Annotated in this window: 20 protein-coding genes; 11 read left to right on the forward strand and 9 right to left on the reverse strand. The window is 45.8% G+C overall.

Annotation, left to right across the window (positions count from 1 at the left end):
• Positions 1-83: 83 nt before the first annotated feature.
• Positions 84-773, reverse strand: a complete 690-nt coding sequence (locus H8K26_RS01365; RefSeq protein ID WP_190476809.1) for a DUF2076 domain-containing protein — start codon at positions 771-773, stop codon at positions 84-86.
• A gap of 72 nt (positions 774-845) precedes the next feature.
• Positions 846-2,285 carry a YifB family Mg chelatase-like AAA ATPase gene (locus tag H8K26_RS01370; RefSeq protein ID WP_317889227.1) on the reverse strand — a complete coding sequence of 480 codons (1,440 nt, stop codon included), beginning with the start codon at positions 2,283-2,285 and terminating at the stop codon, positions 846-848.
• A 234-nt stretch (positions 2,286-2,519) separates the two neighbouring features.
• Between H8K26_RS01370 and H8K26_RS01375 the strand changes: the two genes are divergently transcribed.
• The gene (locus tag H8K26_RS01375; RefSeq protein ID WP_190476813.1) at positions 2,520-2,678 is read left to right on the forward strand and encodes a hypothetical protein; all 159 of its coding nucleotides are present in this window, start codon (positions 2,520-2,522) and stop codon (positions 2,676-2,678) included.
• Between the two features lie 42 nt (positions 2,679-2,720).
• Positions 2,721-3,761, forward strand: coding sequence for a DUF4917 family protein (locus tag H8K26_RS01380; RefSeq protein WP_190476815.1), 1,041 nt, complete (start codon positions 2,721-2,723; stop codon positions 3,759-3,761).
• 97 nt (positions 3,762-3,858) lie between these two features.
• Here the strand turns inward: H8K26_RS01380 and H8K26_RS01385 are convergent, their stop codons facing one another.
• The 3 genes from H8K26_RS01385 to H8K26_RS17985 are packed head-to-tail and all read right to left on the reverse strand — an operon-like array spanning position 3,859 to position 5,680.
• Complete coding sequence (locus H8K26_RS01385) at positions 3,859-4,848, reverse strand: hypothetical protein (protein ID WP_190476817.1); 990 nt, start codon at positions 4,846-4,848, stop codon at positions 3,859-3,861.
• Positions 4,849-4,886: 38 nt separating this feature from the next.
• Entirely contained in the window at positions 4,887-5,276 is a 390-nt protein-coding gene (locus H8K26_RS01390) for a hypothetical protein (protein ID WP_190476819.1), read from the reverse strand.
• A gap of 11 nt (positions 5,277-5,287) precedes the next feature.
• Positions 5,288-5,680 carry a helix-turn-helix domain-containing protein gene (locus H8K26_RS17985; RefSeq protein WP_399320021.1) on the reverse strand — a complete coding sequence of 131 codons (393 nt, stop codon included), beginning with the start codon at positions 5,678-5,680 and terminating at the stop codon, positions 5,288-5,290.
• Positions 5,681-5,969: 289 nt separating this feature from the next.
• On the opposite strand from H8K26_RS17985, the gene H8K26_RS01400 reads away from it, so the two are divergent.
• Genes H8K26_RS01400 through H8K26_RS01410 form a run of 3 tightly spaced genes read left to right on the forward strand, consistent with a single transcriptional unit; the run spans position 5,970 to position 8,570 of the window.
• Positions 5,970-6,233 (forward strand): type II toxin-antitoxin system HigB family toxin, encoded by a 264-nt coding sequence (locus H8K26_RS01400; RefSeq protein ID WP_190476823.1) that lies wholly within the window; start codon positions 5,970-5,972, stop codon positions 6,231-6,233.
• 8 nt (positions 6,234-6,241) lie between these two features.
• Positions 6,242-7,456 (forward strand): ImmA/IrrE family metallo-endopeptidase, encoded by a 1,215-nt coding sequence (locus H8K26_RS01405; RefSeq protein WP_190476825.1) that lies wholly within the window; start codon positions 6,242-6,244, stop codon positions 7,454-7,456.
• 1 nt (position 7,457) lies between these two features.
• Positions 7,458-8,570 carry a beta family protein gene (locus tag H8K26_RS01410; RefSeq protein ID WP_190476827.1) on the forward strand — a complete coding sequence of 371 codons (1,113 nt, stop codon included), beginning with the start codon at positions 7,458-7,460 and terminating at the stop codon, positions 8,568-8,570.
• Between the two features lie 85 nt (positions 8,571-8,655).
• Here the strand turns inward: H8K26_RS01410 and H8K26_RS01415 are convergent, their stop codons facing one another.
• The gene (locus H8K26_RS01415) at positions 8,656-9,765 is read right to left on the reverse strand and encodes a helix-turn-helix transcriptional regulator (RefSeq protein WP_190476829.1); all 1,110 of its coding nucleotides are present in this window, start codon (positions 9,763-9,765) and stop codon (positions 8,656-8,658) included.
• Between the two features lie 285 nt (positions 9,766-10,050).
• Here H8K26_RS01415 and H8K26_RS01420 point away from each other — a divergent pair, with 285 nt between their 5' ends.
• From H8K26_RS01420 to H8K26_RS01430, 3 genes are all read left to right on the forward strand, one after another.
• The gene (locus tag H8K26_RS01420) at positions 10,051-10,266 is read left to right on the forward strand and encodes a helix-turn-helix domain-containing protein (protein WP_223826823.1); all 216 of its coding nucleotides are present in this window, start codon (positions 10,051-10,053) and stop codon (positions 10,264-10,266) included.
• A gap of 96 nt (positions 10,267-10,362) precedes the next feature.
• Positions 10,363-12,282, forward strand: coding sequence for a DUF4214 domain-containing protein (locus H8K26_RS01425; protein WP_190476833.1), 1,920 nt, complete (start codon positions 10,363-10,365; stop codon positions 12,280-12,282).
• A 116-nt stretch (positions 12,283-12,398) separates the two neighbouring features.
• Positions 12,399-13,562: a lysozyme inhibitor LprI family protein gene (locus H8K26_RS01430; protein WP_190476835.1), complete on the forward strand. Its 1,164-nt coding sequence runs from the start codon at positions 12,399-12,401 to the stop codon at positions 13,560-13,562.
• A gap of 250 nt (positions 13,563-13,812) precedes the next feature.
• Here the strand turns inward: H8K26_RS01430 and H8K26_RS01435 are convergent, their stop codons facing one another.
• Together H8K26_RS01435 and H8K26_RS01440 are read right to left on the reverse strand one after the other, a co-directional pair.
• Positions 13,813-14,682, reverse strand: coding sequence for a DnaB-like helicase C-terminal domain-containing protein (locus H8K26_RS01435; RefSeq protein ID WP_190476837.1), 870 nt, complete (start codon positions 14,680-14,682; stop codon positions 13,813-13,815).
• A 71-nt stretch (positions 14,683-14,753) separates the two neighbouring features.
• Positions 14,754-15,464: a hypothetical protein gene (locus tag H8K26_RS01440; RefSeq protein WP_190476839.1), complete on the reverse strand. Its 711-nt coding sequence runs from the start codon at positions 15,462-15,464 to the stop codon at positions 14,754-14,756.
• 262 nt (positions 15,465-15,726) lie between these two features.
• On the opposite strand from H8K26_RS01440, the gene H8K26_RS01445 reads away from it, so the two are divergent.
• Positions 15,727-17,100, forward strand: coding sequence for a site-specific DNA-methyltransferase (locus H8K26_RS01445; RefSeq protein ID WP_223826781.1), 1,374 nt, complete (start codon positions 15,727-15,729; stop codon positions 17,098-17,100).
• On the opposite strand, the gene H8K26_RS01450 is transcribed toward H8K26_RS01445, so the two are convergent.
• Entirely contained in the window at positions 17,097-17,984 is an 888-nt protein-coding gene (locus tag H8K26_RS01450) for a hypothetical protein (protein ID WP_190476840.1), read from the reverse strand. The genes H8K26_RS01445 and H8K26_RS01450 overlap by 4 nt on opposite strands.
• A 40-nt stretch (positions 17,985-18,024) precedes the next feature.
• On the opposite strand from H8K26_RS01450, the gene H8K26_RS01455 reads away from it, so the two are divergent.
• Together H8K26_RS01455 and H8K26_RS01460 are read left to right on the forward strand one after the other, a co-directional pair.
• Positions 18,025-18,657: a DNA-3-methyladenine glycosylase family protein gene (locus tag H8K26_RS01455; RefSeq protein WP_190476842.1), complete on the forward strand. Its 633-nt coding sequence runs from the start codon at positions 18,025-18,027 to the stop codon at positions 18,655-18,657.
• Between the two features lie 312 nt (positions 18,658-18,969).
• On the forward strand, positions 18,970-19,998 hold the full coding sequence (locus H8K26_RS01460; protein WP_190476844.1) for a hypothetical protein: 1,029 nt from the start codon (positions 18,970-18,972) through the stop codon (positions 19,996-19,998).
• The last annotated feature ends 72 nt before the right edge of the window (positions 19,999-20,070 follow it).

Raw genomic sequence — 20,070 nt, forward strand, 5'->3', positions numbered from 1 at the left:
ACAACGGATTGTCCGGCAATTGGATGACCTGCGAGTGACGAAATGCAACCGATTGTGAGCGTTACCTCATTAAAAGTAACAGGTCAGATGACGTCGTCACTCTCGTCAGGCAGACTTTCCAGTGGCGAGCTGTCGGCCTGATCCTGATCAAAATAGCCGGGGAGCAGTCCGCCGTCAGCATCGTTGAGATTAGCCGTTGAGGAGTTGTCTGCCATTGTCTGATGCGAATTGCCATTCATCAGATGGCTGATGCCCTGAAACAAAAAGGCACCAGCAGCGACACTCGCGGCTGTTGCAGCGACGGTCCCCAGCATGCTGCCACCCGTATTACCGAAAAAACTGCTTGCAGGCGCCGTTGCGACGGCGCCTGGCTGGCTGACAGGCACGGCTGCCATCGCCGGATAGGCCGCTAAAGGTGCTCCAGTGACTGAGGTGCCGGTATTGGACGGAATATTTAGCGGGCGACTGCTGGCACTGTTGCCCCAGTTACTTGCGGCAGGATCGAGAAATTGTGTGGGTGTCGTCGGATTTTGTGTCGCATTGAGTGCTTGTTGCTCACGCAAATCTGCCTGCAGGCTTGCAATCTGGCTGTTTGCATTCGCCAGCGCCTGTTCCAGTAATAAGGCCCGTTGTACTAATAAGTAGCTTGCATCCGGCTGCTTGCTGATTGCCTCGCTGATCAGACTGGCGGCTTGCGGGTCTTTGGCGACGCCTTGTACCTGAACCAGCTGGGCGAGAAAATTTTGCAGAACCTGCATTTCTTGTGGCGACATCGTTTTCTCCTGAAATAAGCGATATGGGCACTATCTGGTCATGGCCTCGGCTTTTTCAATGCATGTTTATAGTCAATGCTCGCGTAATGCCCGCCGGTACTGTATTGCTTCCGCAACATGGGCCGAACTGATGTGATCTGCACCAGCCAGATCGGCGATGGTACGCGCTACTTTCAATACGCGATGATAGGCGCGGGCTGACCAGTTAAATTTACTCATGGCATTTTTCAGCAACTGATCTGCACTGCTGTCCGGGCGGCAGTAAGTATCGATTTCTGTCGTGGAGAGTAAATTGTTGACCTTGCCCTGACGTCGTTGCTGGCGCTCAAATGCGGCTTCGACACGTTGCGCCACCACCGGGCTGGATTCTCCTGTCGCTTGTTTCAACAGATCCTCGTGCGGTAATGCTGCTACTTGAATCTGTAAATCAATGCGGTCCAGCAAAGGGCCGGAAATTTTATCCTGATAACGAGCAATACTGTCCGGCGTGCAACGGCATTTGCCATTACTGTGGCCGAAGTAGCCGCAGGGACAAGGATTCATGGCGGCGATCAGTTGAAAGCGGGCTGGAAAATCCGCTTGCCGGGCAGCGCGGGAAATGGTGATGTGTCCGGATTCCAGTGGTTCCCGCAGCACTTCGAGAACGCGCCGATCGAACTCGGGAAGTTCATCAAGAAATAAAACGCCCTGATGAGCCAGTGAAATTTCGCCCGGACGTGGCGTGCCACCGCCGCCAACCAGTGCAACGGCAGATGCTGTATGGTGAGGTGCTCGAAAAGGGCGCGATTTCCATTTATCGATAGAGAAACCCGAAGTCAGGGATTGTACTGCGGCTGATTCCAGCGCTTCCTGATCCGTCATTGACGGCAGTATTCCGGGGAAGCGTGCAGCCAGCATAGATTTCCCCGTTCCTGGCGGCCCTACCATGAGCACAGAATGATTTCCTGCTGCGGCAACTTCAAGCGCACGTTTTGCCTGTAACTGACCTTTGACTTCGGAAAAATCAGGATAGGTGCGATGTTGAATTGCAGCCTGCGGGCGATGCCGTTGCAGCTTGTTTTCTTCGTCAATGGCGGCGAAGTGAGCACAAACCTGAAGCAATGAATCTGCCGGATAAATGGCTGCTTCCGTCACCAAAGCCGCCTCATCGGCATTCGCTCTGGGTAAAATAAATGCAGGTGTTGTATGTCCGTCAGCCGTGCTTTTGCAGATCGCGAAGGTCATCGCCAGTGCACCACGGATGGGCCGTAAATCACCCGACAGTGATAACTCGCCAGCGAATTCGTATTGTGCGAGGGCATCTGCGGGTATCTGTCCGGATGCGGCCAGGATACCAAGGGCGATAGGCAAATCGAAACGGCCGGATTCTTTTGGCAAATCTGCCGGCGCCAGATTGACAGTGATTCTTTTTGCCGGAAATTCAAAACGGGCATTTTGTAATGCTGCCCTGACGCGGTCCTTGGACTCTTTTACTTCTGTTTCCGGGAGACCAACGATAGTAATATTGGGCACTATTAGACCTAATATTTGTAGCATATTGAACATGCTTTAGCTGACTTGCAAGGAATTAATGATGGCGGTTATCTGTTCAGTCATGTGCGATAGCTTTTAGCCAATCGGGAGCAATGATTTTAGCCAAGCACTTGAAATGATTCTTGGAGTCCCAAGATAGCGAATATTAGGCGACCCAACGGGAGCCACTCAATACCGATCAATGCTCACAACTTCTTTGCAAAAGGGAATGGCATGAAGCAACTAGGACTTGATAACTGTCATTGGGACGAGGATGCCACGATCCACAAGAAGCGTGGCAACACGCATGTGGTGATCGTTGGTGAATTTGTGCGATCGACTTCGCAGCTTGATGAGGTCATTTCCTATAATCTAAGAAGTCTTGGTTCTTGACATGCCGAATTTCGGAAGCCTGTAACTCGGGGAAAAGAGACGATGCATTACGATTCATTTGAAGAAGTCATGACAGCCTTAGCAAAGAAGAAGCGCAAAGCGCATTTGCTATTAGGCAATGGCTTTAGCATGGCATACGACAGTTCCATCTTCTCATATAACGCTTTATTTGATTTTGTTGAGAGTCTTAAGGACCCCTTGCTCGCCGACGTGCTTGGCGCGATGAAGACCAAGAATTTTGAACTAATGATGGAGCAGCTAGATGCATTTTCCGTTCTTCTAGATGTCCTCGGCGGCGATCAAACCCTTAAAGCCAAAGTCCAAATTGTTCACGATGGCCTTCGAAAAAGCTTGATCGATGCTATCAAGTCACTACACCCCGAGCACGTTTTCAAAGTGCCAGATGAGAAGAGTGCGTCATGCGCTAAGTTCGTGAACCGATTCCTTGAAACCGGTGGTTCGATCTTCACATCCAATTACGATCTTCTGCTGTACTGGGTGCTAATGCGGCAAGGAATCCCGAGTGCGTGTGATGGCTTTGGTCGAGAACTTCTGAACCCTGTCGAAGTTGAAAACAAGACCGAGGAAGCAGATTGGTCAGTACTGCGCTGGGGTCCTAATCGGTCGAGGCAAAATGTTTTTTATGTACATGGTTCCTTACCACTCTTTGACACAGGAACTAATGTCGAGAAGGAACAATACGATCAAGAGGGTTATTTGCTCGAAAATATTAGTGCTCGTATTAATGCGGATGATTACCCAGTGTTTGTTACCGCCGGCACAGGAGAGGAAAAGCTGGCGCAGATTCGTGCCAATCCCTACCTCGCCGATAGTTATGACTACCTCAGCAGCGTTGATGGTTCAATCGTTACATTTGGTTTTGCCTTCGGCGACAGCGACCTTCATATCGTCGATGCTTTGAATCGTGCAACGCACTTTCCCTCTAAAGATGTTCCCAAGCTTTGGAGCATATACATCGGCGTCTTCTCCGATGCGGACAAGGCGCGCGCAACAGCTTTGGAAAAACTTATGCATGCCAAAGTCAATACATATGATGCTACTACAGCACTAATTTGGGGGTAAGAATCCTTGTCCATCGGATTAATTTACCTTTCAGACGATCTCTGAAAAATCACCTTAACATCGTCCGGCGCATTTCCAGATTGAATCCGCCGTCTAGTTACGATGACTTCGCTATTTCGCGCGCTATACTTTCATTTTCTTCAGCAATCGCATAGTACCTAGAGTAAGTTCCTATGTGGGTAAAGTTCCCTAAAGCTTGAATTTCGTCTGGAGAATAGCGCATTCGACGATTCATAAGCGCAAACATTGTGAGTGCAGAAAGAAAGATTAAAGATATGAATATAAGAAGCATACCGCGCAATGAAAACGCGCGATCCCAAAAGCCATGAATCTCCAAGGCAGGTGTCCAAGGAACCGGTGAAGGCATGAAACTTAGCGGATATATCACACCAACCAAGAACAAAGCAGCAACCATTGTAAGAGCCCACATTATTGCTGCCGACGACTCTGGGTTTGAAGATGTAGCTTCAAGAAAGTCTGAAATCGTTCGCATGTGATGGCGTATTTCGACTTCTAATGCATCGATAGCCTCACGTTCTTTCTGAAGTTCGGCATGAAAATTATTAATTGATGCAAGTCCGCGTGGAAGGTGAGGTTGCATGGGAATGGTGAATCCATCTCCGCTCATCCCCGCCGACATGAGCGCTCCAGCCGCACCGAACTTTGACCGGCGCTCGGCTTGTAGTTGTGCCATCTTTTGGATGCGTTGCCGCTCCGCTTCTGCAGCAGCCGAACGCCTATCCTTTACAGATTGAAGAGTGCGAATTGCATTTTCGCGCGCAAGATAAGGTGGGAACCTTAGCTTGGCATAGAGATCATCTGACGTTAGGTTATCGTCTTTCTCAAGGAGGTCTTCTGCTTTCTCCAACTGATTCTCTGCCGTTAGTCGAACATACCATGCAAATGCAAGGTTACTCGCACTATTCTCCAGCTTTGAGGCAGCTGCCCGCAGAGACTTGAAGCGAGCGCTTCTTTCACCAAATTGCGCTTGATTGGAGAGAATTTTGGTGATGATAAATGCGCCAAAAATGCCAACTATCGCCGCCGAAGACTGTGATAGTGAACTGAAAAACCAATTCCAATCCATAGAATCCCCTTTTGATTGTTCGACCAGTGCACTGCGTTTTACTTCGAAAGCACAACTGCTACACCAGCCAGCATCAGTGCCATGAGCCAGAATGCAACCTGTCTACTTTCGGGGTGATTTCCGGCGATCCTGTTGGCAACCACTTCGCAGTTGTTATTCAGTAAATTGTATGCTTTCCCGGAGAACAACTCGCTTTGAATGCGTGCTTGAGCCTCCCAGTACTTATGCATGGGTATTTCTTCAACAATCTCCACTTGGCGACCAGCTGAGAACCCTTGAAGGGTTGTCATATGTGGTCCCTTGTCGTCCGTCGTATGAAAGACATATCCATCTGGTTGCAATATGCCTATATGGTCGCCAAGCCCGGAAAGCTTGGCACGTTTGATGATCGCCATTGGCAGGCGTACTGGAAAAAATGTTTGATTCAAACCTGACTCCTCTATTTCTTAGTTTGGCTTAATAGCCATATCAATGCTGCAATAACTCCCGCGCCAACAAGCATCGTTTTTAGTCCTTCAATGGCCTTTGCCTCCGATGCTAGTGCCTTCACCCGAAACTGCTCCATTAATGCTACTTGGTACGGAGTCGGACTTGCCGTACCTCGTTCCCAACGACTCACAGTCATTACATGGGTGTCGAACAAGCGAGCGAAGTCAGCTTGAGTGAGCCGCAACAACTTCCGAATCTCAACTACCTCGTTGCTTTCCATTTCAAACCTCCGCATAAGCAAATTACTAAACTTATGCTTAGTTTTGCATGCAAGACATTGTTTGTCAACAAATTCATGGACAAACGAAAAGTTTGACAAAGAGAATGTCCATGGCACGACCATAGGAGCGTCTGAGATTTCTGCGAGACGTTTGCCAGAACCTGAACTTGTGATCGATTGAGGAGAGTAACTTATGACATGCTTCTGGTTTGCATATGATGGTCATCGGTGAACCATAGCCGGAAGTTTTTCAATATTGTCATGCTTGAGGCTTCGGCGAGCCTAATATTCAGCACATATAGACCTAAATCAATACAACATAATTGTGAAATTCATGAAATTTCTCATTTTGGGAACTTGATTGCTTTCTTTTTTGTTGTATAATGTTCCCAAAATACGAACATCGACTATTATGAAACTACTTGGCAGGAATCGTCTTCGAGTACTTTACGGTCACGACGATCAAACAGATGCATGGATGCATAACTGGGTATCAGAGCTTTCACATGCCAACTGGAAAATGGCTAGAGATGTATTGCGTCAATTTCCGAAGGCACGGAATCTAGCGAATGATGTTTTCCAGTTCCCTGTTGGGCATAGCCTGCAATTTATTGAAGTTGCAATGGTATTTCCGCAGGCAGTTGCCCTTGTGGTAGATCTAAAACAAACGACATGAAGATGCTAATGGAAGCTAAAGTAATTCGCTCAGAAGAGCAGCACCAAGAGTATCTACTAGAGATACAAAACTTAATTGCGTGCAATCCGCAACCGGGAAGTAATGCATCGGAACAATTGGAGCTTCTTTCTGTTCTCGTTGAAGCCTACGAGAATCAGAAGTACCCAATAGAAGCGCCTGATCCGATTAGCGCTATATTGTTTCGTATGCAAGAACAAGGCTTGAAGCAGGCAGACCTAGTGCCTTACTTCGGAACTAGAAGCCGCGTCTCAGAAGTTCTTGCAAGGAAGCGGCCACTGACAGTCAACATGATCCGAGCACTTTCTAGTGGCCTCGGTATATCGACAGAAACACTTGTAGGTGTGGAGCATGCGGAAACTTCACAGGTCGAGAAAGATGATGTTGATTGGGGCAGGTTCCCAATAAAGGAAATGGTCGCTCGTGGATGGCTTCAAAAACTGACGAACAAGACCGTTAAGACCACTGAAGAACTGGTTCAGAGTTTTATTGCTAACGTAGGGATGCAATTTGGAAGTACTGCATTTCGCAGAACACTTGGCGGCGATGCGTACTCGCCAGCAACGCAATATGCGCTTCATGCTTGGCTTGCGCGTGTGATCCAAAAGGCTAGGGAGCGGAAATCTGTACTGGGATCATTTGACAATAACATGTTCTCACCAACGTTCCTGCGCGAACTAGCCCAACTAAGTTGGTTTGACCATGGACCAGTTTTGGCAGTTGAATTTTTGGAGAAACACGGCATTGCAGTCGTTATTGAACCGCATTTGAAGGGCACTTTGTTAGATGGTGCTGCAATGCAAGATGAAGACGGAACACCAATTATAGGTCTAACTTTGCGGTTCGATAGACTGGATAATTTCTGGTTTACGTTACTTCATGAAGTTGCCCATTTATGGAAACACGTCGATCTTGAAGAAACATTCTTAGACAATCTTGATGCGTCATCTGAGGATCGGAGAGAAGTAGAGGCAAATCGAATCGCGAAAGAAGCCTTAATACCCAGAGTAGCTTGGAAACGCAGCGATGCTTACTTGAATCCAAGCAATTCGGCCATAGATAAGCTTTCTAGAGAATTGAAGGTACATCCAGCAATTATCGCTGGAAGGCTACGAAAAGAACGAGAGAACTATACGATTTTTAATGATTTGATTGGGCATGGACAAGTGCGTAAGCACTTTAATTTTTCAGAAATAGAGGTTTAAAATGAGTCTACTTTACGTACCCGTGATGGGAGCAAAAAAAGGTGAATTTGATGCCTTGTCGAACTTGCAAACCTCTATCTCGGAGAAAGCAATGCCGATATTCGAATTACCTGCACAAAAAACAGATACAACAATATATGAGAAGTCTATCAATAGGACCGCTGGTAATGCAGGAAAGGCTTGGTCGGGGCGCTCTGCCTTCTTAGACATATCAAAGTGGAGTCCTAACGCACGAACTGAAAGCGGTATACATGTATTGGAATATGCATTTTCACAGTTCGTATCCAATGGAATACTAGTCAACCCGGTCGTCGGATATGACCGTTGGGATGATCCGGTATACAGTCAAGCCATCAAGAATATTCGTGCCATGCATCGTATTACGCCGTGTATTCGACTTGACCGCGAGGCGATTCAAGATGACATGCTTGATGTTGAATACTTCTCTGAACGTCTTAGCGACATCATGGCGGCCTTGGAAGTCAGCCCGATCAATTGCTATGTTCTTGTCGATTTTGGTAACGTGTCTACCATTCCAGTGCCAGATTTGATTGAAAACGCAGAAAACGCAATCAATGTCCTGCGTGGTTTAGGATTCAAAGTTGTGATAGTTGCGGGTGGGTCGATGCCAACGGCTGTGAACGAAGCGGTTGATACACCTGATGCTGTCGGATGCATCCCACGCATAGAGATGCTTGCTTGGAAGGCCATTTTTTCGAAAGGCAAAGATCGCAACGTCATTTTTGGTGACTATCTGATTCGTAACCCGGATGCGGCCGATGGGGTGATCGCCCCGAATGCCAATGCAAAAATTCGCTACACTATCGAGAACCAATTCTTCATTGTGCGCGGCCACTCGAAGAAATTAGATTCGTTGACTATTCAGCATAAGGAGTTGTCATCGAAACTCGCCAGATCAGCTCACTACATGGGACCTTCCTTTAGCTGGGGGGACAGTGAAGTGTTGAGTTGCAGTACTGGTGTTAAGGAAATTCGTGACGCAACAACTATGATTGCGGTGGACACCAATCATCATATTAATGCGGTCATTTCTGAAGTCTTCGAACATCAACGTACTACCGTGCATTCAATGGCGAAAAGTTCAGCAAACTAAGTGGACTTCATTAGGCGAACAATTGGCTCGTTCGCCTTGACATTTAGTCGTCTAGAAAAGACCAAAATTTGTGACGTTTGGCATGCTATGCAAGTGCAGGCAAGCCATACACAAGTCGTACAAGTTCAGCTTGGCGATGGATGTCCATCTTCTGGAAGATGTGTCGCGCATGAGTTTTGATCGTCGGCAAAGACACAAACAAGACTTCGCATAACTCTTCAAACGACCTACCGGATGCAAGTCCAATGGCTACCCTTATTTCTGCTGCCGTCAAACCATATTGATCTTGCAAGAACTGTGGTGCCAATGCACTCTTCCGTTCTGATTCAGTAATCACTACAACCGCCCTTGCTTCCTGATCGTCTAGGCGCTTCTGTTCATCACGACCGATAGGAAGTACCACAACCCTTACCTGAACGTCTTCTGCGGCGTCTGAAGTGACTACAGCACCACCTTGGGGATCACAGGCAGAAATCGCAGAAAAAATTCGTTCGCGTAAAGTTTGATCTTCCTTGGATGACTTCATCTGAAGACGACCGAAGCGTGCGCAAATCACATCGCCAATTTGCAACAAGCGTTCTGCACGTTGGTTCGTCATACGGATAAGTCCGGTGCCATCTACGAACACTACTCCGTAATCAATGCGATCCAAGAACGCCATTGCCAGCCGCTTCGTTTCGCTGATTTCGCTCATCTTCGTCGCTAGTTCATCTGCCTTCTGTAGATGCGGAATTAGCCTTTGCATGATGGCCGTTTCTTGACTTCCAAAGGGTGGATGATTGGGAGTGCGTTGGAATCCGAAAAAACTGACCGTGCTTCCACGCATCGAGACAACGCCACTTAGGACATAGCGAATGCCTATTGGTGTAAGGAAATTGGTGTAGAACGGATGTTCCTTGGCGATTTCATCGCTGATGTAGTCAGCACATGTGAATGCTTTTCCCGGCGACTGGATCACATGCGCTAAAGTTGGATCGTGAGGTAGGTACTGTTGGTTATACAGCGTGGCAATGTCGGGTACATGGTTGTGGGTGTACCAGAATGCACCTCGCCCATTGCGGGTATCCAACCCGGCGTAAAAGCCTGCAACTGCCCCGATAGTTTCAGAGATGTCGGCCAGAAGCATCGACCAAGCTTGTTGATCAAGTGCTACGTCATAGATTTTGCCGATGATGCTGTCTAGTTTTTCTTCCATGCATCCTTAGTTGTTGTTCCACTTAGCAAAATCATCCCGCAGGATGATTCCTTGATTCTTCTTAGTCCGTATTATTCACGTAAGAATGTAACTTTGATTTGGGATAAGAAGGACTTTCACTCAAATAGCCGTTCTGGATGCACAAGGCTTTCCAAAAAGAAAGTAGTTGTCGCATTTTATATGATAGTATAACCCATAATAGGTTATGGTATATCCGAAGTTGGGTTTCAAGATTCGGGGATGGCTAATCCTATCCACGACCCCAACTCACAAGTGTTTCGGCAAATGCTGGTCGAAGCGCGTACGTCCCGCGGACTATTACAGGCTGATTTAGCCGATAAACTCCAAAGGACACAGTCTTTTGTATCGAAGTATGAGCGAGGCGAGCGACGACTGGATTTTCCAGAATTCATTACCATTGCTGATGCTCTTGGCGTTGACGTAACTGCATTCATTGAAGAATACAGGACACGCATCGTTAGAACTCACCCTATGATCTAGCATCGTTCGGGTGAGATAAAAGACTTACGCCGATAACTTCTACTGCCGGAAATTGATTAATGGCAGGCGCAACAAAAGCGCATTGGGGGTTATCGGATGAAGAAGTCAGTCTTAGCAGGATTTATTGCACTTACTTTGGCTGCCTGTGGTGGTAGTGGAACGACTACACCAAGTAATCCAGTAGTCATTGCACCACCTCCAGCAGTACCAATCACCTCAATCTCGCTCACGGGATTGCGATCAGACTATTCGATCTTAAAGACATCTTCAGGATATGCAGTAACTGATAAAACTGGTGTCACCCAAACCTACGGTCAAATCAATCAGTTCGTCTTTACTGATATGCGAATCAATCTTGGTATTGGCGATAAATCGCAGACTATATCGCCTGCAAACCTTCAATCATTGATAGAACTTTACATTGCGTATTTCAACCGAGTTCCTGATGCTGACGGTTTGAGTTACTGGATCGACCAAGTAAGAGCGGGACAGACAATCGATCAAATAGGTCAATCTTTTTACAATGCAGCTATTCAATATTCTTCATTAACGGGATATTCGTCAACGATGACTAATACCGATTTCGTCAAAATCATTTATAAAAATGTTCTTGGCCGAGACTCCGTAGATCAAGAAGGATTAGATTACTGGACAAAGTCGCTCGCCTCTGGTGCGGCAACACGCGGTACTTTAATAAACACCATACTTGGTTCTGCGCATGGATTTAAAGGCGATAAAACCTATGGATGGGTTGCAGACCTACTCGACAACAAAGTGAAATTGGCGAATCTATTTACGATTCAACAGGGAATCAATTACATCACTGATGAAGATTCCATTTCAAAAACAATGGCGTTAGTTGCTGCAATCAAACCAGATAACACCGCAAATGCAGTGAACTTAATTGGTCGGGTTGATTGGATGTTCCGTGAAGTATTGAATCCAACATTTAAAGGTACGCCGATTCCGCTTCAAGCGACATCCTATCTGAACGCAAAAAACCTAAATATCCCTGCTCAAAATGTACCAACCATCAGAAGCACTAACGACAATTTTGAGCGAATCACTGGTGGACTTGCTTATGGTGACTTCTTCCAGACTGGTGAAATTTCGATGGTTGCATTCTCTAATCTTGGACACTATTACAATGCAACTATTGGCACTGTACCAGAGCAAGGAAAAATCTACTTCTTCAAGAATGAGAACGGTCAATGGGTGGATAGGACGACAGACCTACTTAAAGATAACGCAGGTTGCATATCACCTCGAAAATTATTGGTCGCTGATTTTAACAATGACGGTATTCCAGATGTGTACAGTGCTTGTCACGGATCAGAACAAGGCGACCCAAAAACTTGGCCAGGTGAAAATCAACGGGTGCTATTGAGTCAGCCTGACGGAACATATAAAAATATCAGGTTGGACTTGTCCTGTTATTGTCATGGTGCTGCGGCAGCCGATATCGACAACAACGGGACAATCGATATTGTTACTAGCGATGGTCTTCTTGGTGGGCGCGATAGAAAATATGCCTACATGCGACTTATCGGTGATGGACATGGAAATTTCACCGTTGATCATACCCCGTTCATGGCTCCAGTCGCAGAAGGTGAAACTGTCGATAGTATCAACTATTACTTCAGCGCCTTCCATATCGAATTGGTTGACATGAACAATGACGGCAAACTCGATATGTTCACGTCAGGCAGCGAGAATTACATGCACACCTACATTTTATCTGGTGATGGTAAAGGTCGATTCGATACTGTCATTAAGCAATTTCCCAAGGCTTCAAATGAAGCACATGTTACTGACATGGTGTTCGTTGATGGTGTGATGTATGAGCACTTATATGTCAACAATTCGCCACTCGTTCAAATTCGAAAATTCGCTAAAGATTTTTCCAGCTATGAAGTGGTTTACTCAAAAGAAGGCCAAGACTTTGTATGGTTTATGCCATTCAATAATATGTTAGTCGCATACGATTCTGTTTATGGATTTGCTATCAATAAGTAGGCTAAGACTCTTTAAAAATATACAAAAAGAATGGAATAGGTTGTCGCTTGATGCTACCTAGTGCCAACGTCTTCCATGAATCGACGTATTTAAATTGACTCCAAGGTAAACAAATTATGAGACATCATATCGCAGTAGTTGCATTAATATTTTCTTCTGGGTTTGCACTTGCAGACACATCACCTAGCTTCGATTGTTCAAAGGCATCAAACACTGTTGAAAGTTTGATTTGCTCAGACAATAGTCTTGCTGAACTCGATGTAATGCTATCTCAGAAATACAAGGCTGCACTTGCAGAAGCTTCTGACAAGACAGTATTGAAGCAACGACAAATCGAATGGATTAAAGGTGTGCGAAGTAAATGTACTGATGCGGTTTGTATCGCAGACGAATATAAAAAACGACTTTCTGAAATTTCAGGTTCAAGCGCAGACGACACGAAAGCATTAGCAATTGAAAGTCCGCCTACTGCACTCACACAACCAGAGCCTGAAGCGAATAATGTGGTGCAGCCAAATGCGGCGGCCTCCATTGCATCATCAAATGCAGTAAATTCAATTGCTACTAACAGCACTGCTATCGAATCTGCGTCAAAACCTGAAATCAAAGTTGAACCAAACAATCAACAAGGTAGCAGCACTTCAAGTATAGGCAAGCCAAGCGCTGGATTTATTTCGGAGACTTCAGCTTTCATCCAAGGAATCATCGCTTTAGCATTAATAATTGGCTTGGTTAATCCAGCATGGATATTAAGAAAATCTGCGAACCCAACAAGAAAGAAATTATTTTTATATGTATTGTTGGTTGGCTTGCCAATAGGCGGATTAGCTGAATATACCAAGAGTAAAGAAGCCAAGGCTTACGAAGCAAATGTCAAGGCAGTAAAACAAGCTGAACACGATGCTTCAGTTGCGAAAACCAATGAAGAATATCGCCGAATTCAAGAACAGAAAGTTGAAACTCAAGCCATGAACGTCGCACTGTCGGACTCTGATAAACAAGGATATTGCAAAATGCTGGCAATCAATGTGGTTATGACTGGCACACTTAACGTAAGTGATGAAAGAATGTCAGAGTTAATTGATGAAAATCTTGATGTCATGGCCAACGCTGTCGCAGTTGAAAATAAAGCCTTGATACGAAAAAAAATTAGTTCGGAAATGCATAGAGTACTTCCATCATCCCGAACCAATGTAGTCAATACAGTAAAAAAAGTGGGGGATCAAGAAACAATCCGCATCCTCGCGCAACGCTGTTATCAAAACCAAAAAGGATCGTAGTTGACCGTGACAGGAGAATTTTCAATGTACGATTTTTGTAAGCTGGATATAATGGTTGCATGATCGACACTATTTTTCCGGATTATTGAACGTAGTCGGGAAGTCTTAAAAACTATCATCCATCATTCCAGCATCACCTATCAAACATACCGAGAAGGGGCACTAAGAGCCGCCTTTCTCGTTAGGTAGTTGATATAGTCAATCACAATTCAAACGTCCTATCGCAGCCTATATTTACCAATACATAGCGTCATTTCAAATCGCTCGAAAATTCACATGATCCAGTATTTCCCATACCGCTAATGTGATTCAGTAAAACATGGACTTCTGCCTTCCATGAGTCATTTCCATTTGCACATTCACGGTGCAACCATCCACGATTTGGAGACATGACGACATCGACTATGTCGGCTATTTGATCTAGTCCAATTACATCACTTAGCTTTGGCGTTTGATTCGGAGAACTTTCAATATCATTTGCCATAGGTAGTAGGCAAAGAACACTGACATTATTGTTGCACTCAATGATGCTGTTAATGATTGGTGATATGTCGGGGTGATCTGGATTGTCATCATTTATTCGAGATGAGTCATAAACTAGCAGAGTTGGAATGTTGGGTTCAATATGGCTTAGAAATTCGATGTCTTCAACTATCGAAGTTTCATCATCAAGCACATAGTAATGAACATTCAGATTTGAAAGCTCATTCATTGTGGCTTGCAACTCATCTAAAGCTTGCTGGCTGATTCCGCAGTAAGTGAATCGAGGATCAAATCCGGTATTGCGCATGATTAAAATGTCTGTCGCAATCTTTAGGTCTGATTCTTTGCCCACCCAAATGACTTGACCTACATTACGTGCAAATGCTTCTGCCAATGTACTAGACAATGGCACAACACCCATACTTGGATGCCCTGCAATCACAGAAATGCCTCCGCGATGCCAGCCACCAAGCAGATGATTTAGTTCCGTGAATCCGGTTGTATATGGTGGATGTGTGTTCTTTGAATTTGGTAGCCTTATCCATGCACGGGTAAGGGCTGCGATTTTTGAGTTTCTGATTTTTTGTGTTGAATGGACTTCAGCATTTGTTACTGAGCCTTGATTTAAGTGTTCCATGTTACCTCCAAAGCCTGTTGTTATGTGGTTAGGCTATGGAGGTATTTATTGCAAAAAGGCAGCTCTAGCGACTAAGCCGACTTCAATCCTAAATCAACTTCAAGTTCAGCAAGGCGTTCGACATCCTTCGGGTAGTAGTAGAGGCCATTTGCGCGATCCTTTAGCCGCCTCCACTCAAAGACCGGTGATCGGCTGCTAATGTTGAAATATACATTTGGGCTGCCAAAGTGGGTTGGCTGCACTTCAAATCCAAGATGAAGCGCGACGCAGATAAATGAACCATTCGCAACATACTGATTTGTATATTCAGCGTTTGGAAATGAATGACAAAAATATTCAACCTCATGCTTCAAGCCGTAGCTTGAACCAGCCTTCAGGTTGATAGTCTTGCGTCGCTCAATATGCTTCAAAAAGCGAGCCGCTCGGTTACACTCGTCAACAGCTTCAAGTAATTGTTTTCTGCTGGCCGCCAACACTTCGCGGTAAGACTCATTTGGTCGGCAACTGACTTCAAAACCTGAGTGACTCAGATGCGGCCACTTCTCCATGACGGCGCGAATGTCGTCAACGGTGATTGCATCAGGCGATGATCGTTGCCCGGTAACGCCATCACCAACAAGTGTCATTGCGCGCGCCCAAGGTTGCGCAACCCCATTGGTAGCAGCCACGCGATCAAGTGCTTCGTGAAGTGGAATGTTTTCTTGCCGCGCTAAGCGTTTCGCGTCGTTGCGGCAGTTTCCGACCGAACGGCCAGAGGGAAATTTTAGTAGATCAGTAGACATGTCGTCTCCTCAAAAAAGGCAGGCAGCCGACTCGCCGTACCTTGGAGGGACGGACAAATGTTCACTACCCGCTGATCTGACGCGATCTTCGCCATGCTTGCGCAAGGTCGGCTTACAGGCCGGACGGTCGGCCTCTGTCAGATTTTATCATTAGTCAGCGCCAACATGTTTGCTAGCATGATGTTTAGATGCCTACGCTTGATATTAACCAATAATGAGCGAACACATGTAGCTCTAACGGCAGACACAAAGGCCGCCTTCGATGTTAAAATTCGGTATCCAGGTTACCGAAAAAATCATTATGGCTGTCGGACTCAACAAATCAGAACTTGCAGAAGCAGCGCGACCGGCGCTGGTACGAGAACTCCATCTTTCACCACCATTGCCTACATCGGAGGCCAAGGTTGTGCTTAGCTATCCGGGTAAGCTTCCAAAAGTAGATGTTTTGAAGCCCGTATCCACCACGTACAAGAAAATGTACGGGGCATCAATTTCAGATGCAGAGAACATCGGTGCGAATGGTTTCATCTGGGCCGACAATTGGTTTGGTCTTCACTCCTTAATTGAAGCCAAAACCAAGGCGCAGCTAGTGTACCTTGATCCGCCCTATGCAACCGGATATGACTTCCAGTCACGTGATCTAGAGCATGCCTACAATGACTCACTTGGTGATGCTGCTTACATCGAATTTATGCGCCGCAGGCTCATTCTGCTTCGGGAACTGCTTGACGAGACAGGCTCAATTTATGTGCATATCGGACACCAAATGGTGTCCGAGCTAAAAATGGTTATGGATGAAATATTTGGACAACGCAACTTCAGGAATTTGATTTCTCGAAAGAAGTGCAGTAGTAAGAATTTCACTAAGAATCAGTACTCAAACATGAATGACTATGTGTTGTTTTACACAAAGTCAGCGAACTATATTTGGAATCAACCCTCTCAGAAGCCGGACCCCGCATGGATCGCAAAAGAGTACACGAAGGTTGACGAAAAAGGCCAATACAAGCTGGTTCCTGTTCATGCACCTGGTGTTCGTCGTGGAGAGACGGGACAGGCTTGGCGAGGCATGATGCCCCCTCCTGGAAAACACTGGCAGTATCAGCCATCCAAGCTAGATGAGTTTGATGCAAAAGGGGAAATTCACTGGTCAAAGACAGGAAATCCGCGCCGGAAGGTTTATTTGACTGAGGATAAAAGCATTGGTCTGTCAGACTACTGGGATCAGTATCGCGACGCGTATCATCAAAGCATATTGATTACGGGCTATCCAACGGAAAAAAACTTTGACATGCTGAAAATGATAGTCGGCGCAAGTAGTAATCCGGGTGATTTGGTAATTGATCCATTTTGCGGGTCTGGATCAACACTTCATGCAGCAGATGAACTTGGACGCAAATGGCTTGGCATTGATCAATCATACCTTGCAGCCAAAACTGTGACGGAACGACTGTTGCGCGGCAGAAAGCCTATGGGCGACTACATTAAACGGGAGTCGCCGCTTGATCTATTTTCACAGGAGGAAGCAGTAGTGCAACATGAAAAGACCGAAGCTGACTTCAGCGTGTACGTCGACGATGAAATTGCTTCGGCTCATCCTACGGAATTGAGCGAGTTGTCGGCTCTGCTCCGTTAGGTATTCTGGAGCCAATCTGTGGTAATGCGTGATGATGCAGTCTTGAGAGTGGTAACTCTAACGTTACCATCCCAAGTTCCATCGAGCTTACATGCTTCAGCCCATGTGTCATTATGGATAAGACCGGGACCATCAGCGAGAAAAATCAAGCGAAACTTCTCACCCGTAGCATTGAAAAGTTCTCTTGCTTTGCCAACCTTGTCAGAGTTCCCGCCAGTTCTATCATCAGACTGTGCGCCACCACGAGTTGAGTCATAACGCGCGAAGCCTACTGCGCAAACGTTTCTACTTACAGTATTGCGAATAACGAAGTCACAAGGGTAGCTACCAGTGTAGTTAGGAAATATGCTTGACAATTCAATGTCGCGACCAGCGCCTCTTGGACCATCTATTGTGAATGTTCCGTTGAAACTTCCTTCGAACCAAGTGAAAAAGGCATCAGTCAGCAAATAACCTAGCTGTCCACGCGTGTCGTATTCACCGATCAATGCAGCTAAAGCAGCTTCCTGATCTTTGGTCAGGGATGCCATCTGCTGTTTAAGCATATCGATGCGTTTGAACGTGTGGCCGAGAGACTGAACCAAACTATCCGTTGAAACTTTGGTAATTTTCTTCGCCATTTCAGTATCGAGAACGGGTGAAACGCATCGCCTGAACATTTTCAGTAACGACATTCTTTGATCTGCCGTAAACTCTGATGAGCGAATTCGACCTAGAAGTGTCGCGCTAGTTGCCGACTCAGCTACCAATGCTTTGAAGCGTGCAATGTCTTCAACGTACTTGCTTTGACAAGAGGTTAAAATCTCGGGAAAACGCACCGAGGCATCAATCGGTGTAATAATTTTGTTTGGTTCGGTGATCGACTCTAAATACTTAACAGACATGCAATCTCCATTTATCCATATAAGACAAGAAGATTAGCACATGTTACCCAAAGAATCTCAACACACGCAAAGACGTGCTATAGAGGCGCAGAAGCACATCTTGACGAGTCACCCCCATTTGACGCAAGTCGTCGAGGCGGTTGGCTTGCAGAAGATGCCCGAAATTGGTGTGCAACCGATTCCGCAAGCGATGGCAAAGATCATCGTTAGTCAAATGTTATCGGGTTCTGTCGCCAAGGTGATCTACGGGCGCATCGAGAACGCTCTACAAGAAGGGGAAAATGCATGGCAATTAGACGAAAAAACCTTGCTTCAATGCGGCTTGAGTCGGCGTAAGGTGCGGACATTGCGGGAGTTCGGATGTCGATGGGACGAAGATCGAGCGACTGTAGAGCGTTGGCCGATGCTTGAATATGAAGATCTAGTTCGATCTGTTACAGACATATGGGGTCTTGGCGAATGGAGCGCATCGATGCTGGCGATCTTTCACTTCGGAAACGAAGATGTGTTCCCCATAGCTGACGGAAGTCTAACTCGTGCCATGAAGATGTTTGCCGAAACACAGGCTCAAGAGGCGATTGACCATACTAGGTGTGCCCCTTTTCGTTCGTTCCTTGCTCTATACCTATGGGCGGCCTTGGACACTGGCTATTTTTCGAAGCAAGGAAGCTAACGACACACTACTTGCGCTACTCCCAAAACCCCTCGAACCTTGGCACCGCCGTTCGGGAGTACCTTGCCGTATGCCTTGAGTCACGATGCCCAAAGTAGTCTTGGATCAAACGCGAGGTCAATAGCCCTTGTTTGATAGGAAGAAGCCGTATGAGTGACGATGATGGCAAAGTATTTGGACTCTCTAGCCAATTAGCGCCGCCGTACATAATGCGGAATTGATTATTGGGACCGGCTCCAAATACTTTTTGATTTGCTTTGCTGACTGTTTTAACCGCGAATCCTTGGATGTCTTGAGAATGGAGAATTTTGAATGCTAGGCGATATATTGATTTGCTCAGGAGCCGGGAAAGCGGCCTCCGTGAACGTGGTAGGACAATTTCTTGGGAAACTAATTCGCTCCATAAAGTTCAGACAACATCAACCTAGTTGGAATAATCGAAGTGAATCACTATCGAAAACGCATGTTGGTATTTTTTTAAATAGATTTTCTTTTTTGCATGCAATGCCGGGGGATGGGGTTCATGCATCTTTAAAATACATTAAGATGAATCAATTCCAAGAATGGTCTATCTGGAGAAATGTCGAACTATTTAACTCAATCTCTGCCGATAATGACAGGCATTTGGAAGTCAGGGGGGTACTTGAAAATCATATTGGCAAAGAATATCGCATATCCTTAGATGACGATGATGAGAAATGGGAAGCATTTTGCTCCGATCTCGTTGCTGATATATTCAACGAAATCGGCTTTCCCTTCAAGTCCATGAACTATGGAAAGGGTTCAACAAAATATATTTTTCCACTCGACATACATGAGGAGATAAGTAAAAGTTCGAAGTGGGTTAATGTTACTGCTGAACATGAAGAATTGCTAAGAGAAGACAAATTGAATCCATATGCTTCTCTCAGTGTAGGTAGCCTTAGCTTAAGCCCGTTAAAACTTGTAGCTCTCAAACACGCCACAGATTGTTACAACAATCTTGCTTTAGGGGTGGTGGACAGATTCGATGGTTTAGACTCCGAAGCATTCGACCCATATTACAATATGTACCGAGAAGCTAATCCATTCGGGGGCGTAAGACACGGGAATTCGGAGTTTGACCAATATCGAGAGATGAAGCGTGAATCAAGGATATATCAAGAGCCAATTGCCGAAATCATTCAAGATGCTGAAGTAGCGAAGCTTCTTAAGGACTACAAATTGCAGTTAGAGTCATTATTTTATGAAGGACTACCAAAGTCAGAGTGGAAAGTTGGCCTTCTGGACGAGCAAATTGAGATACTTGATGCGCTAAACCATGGATGGCGTGACATTATCATGCAATTAGGCAAGAGTTAAGTAATTCAAGCATTGGCAAAATTTCGGTTTGTACTCGATTCACCAAGAACATCTACCTCAGTGTAGATTGGA

Origin of the sequence: Cognatundibacterium aquatile (genome assembly GCF_014699135.1) — a bacterium.
In the GTDB taxonomy this organism is placed as follows: Bacteria; Pseudomonadota; Gammaproteobacteria; order Burkholderiales; family Burkholderiaceae_D; genus Undibacterium; species Undibacterium aquatile.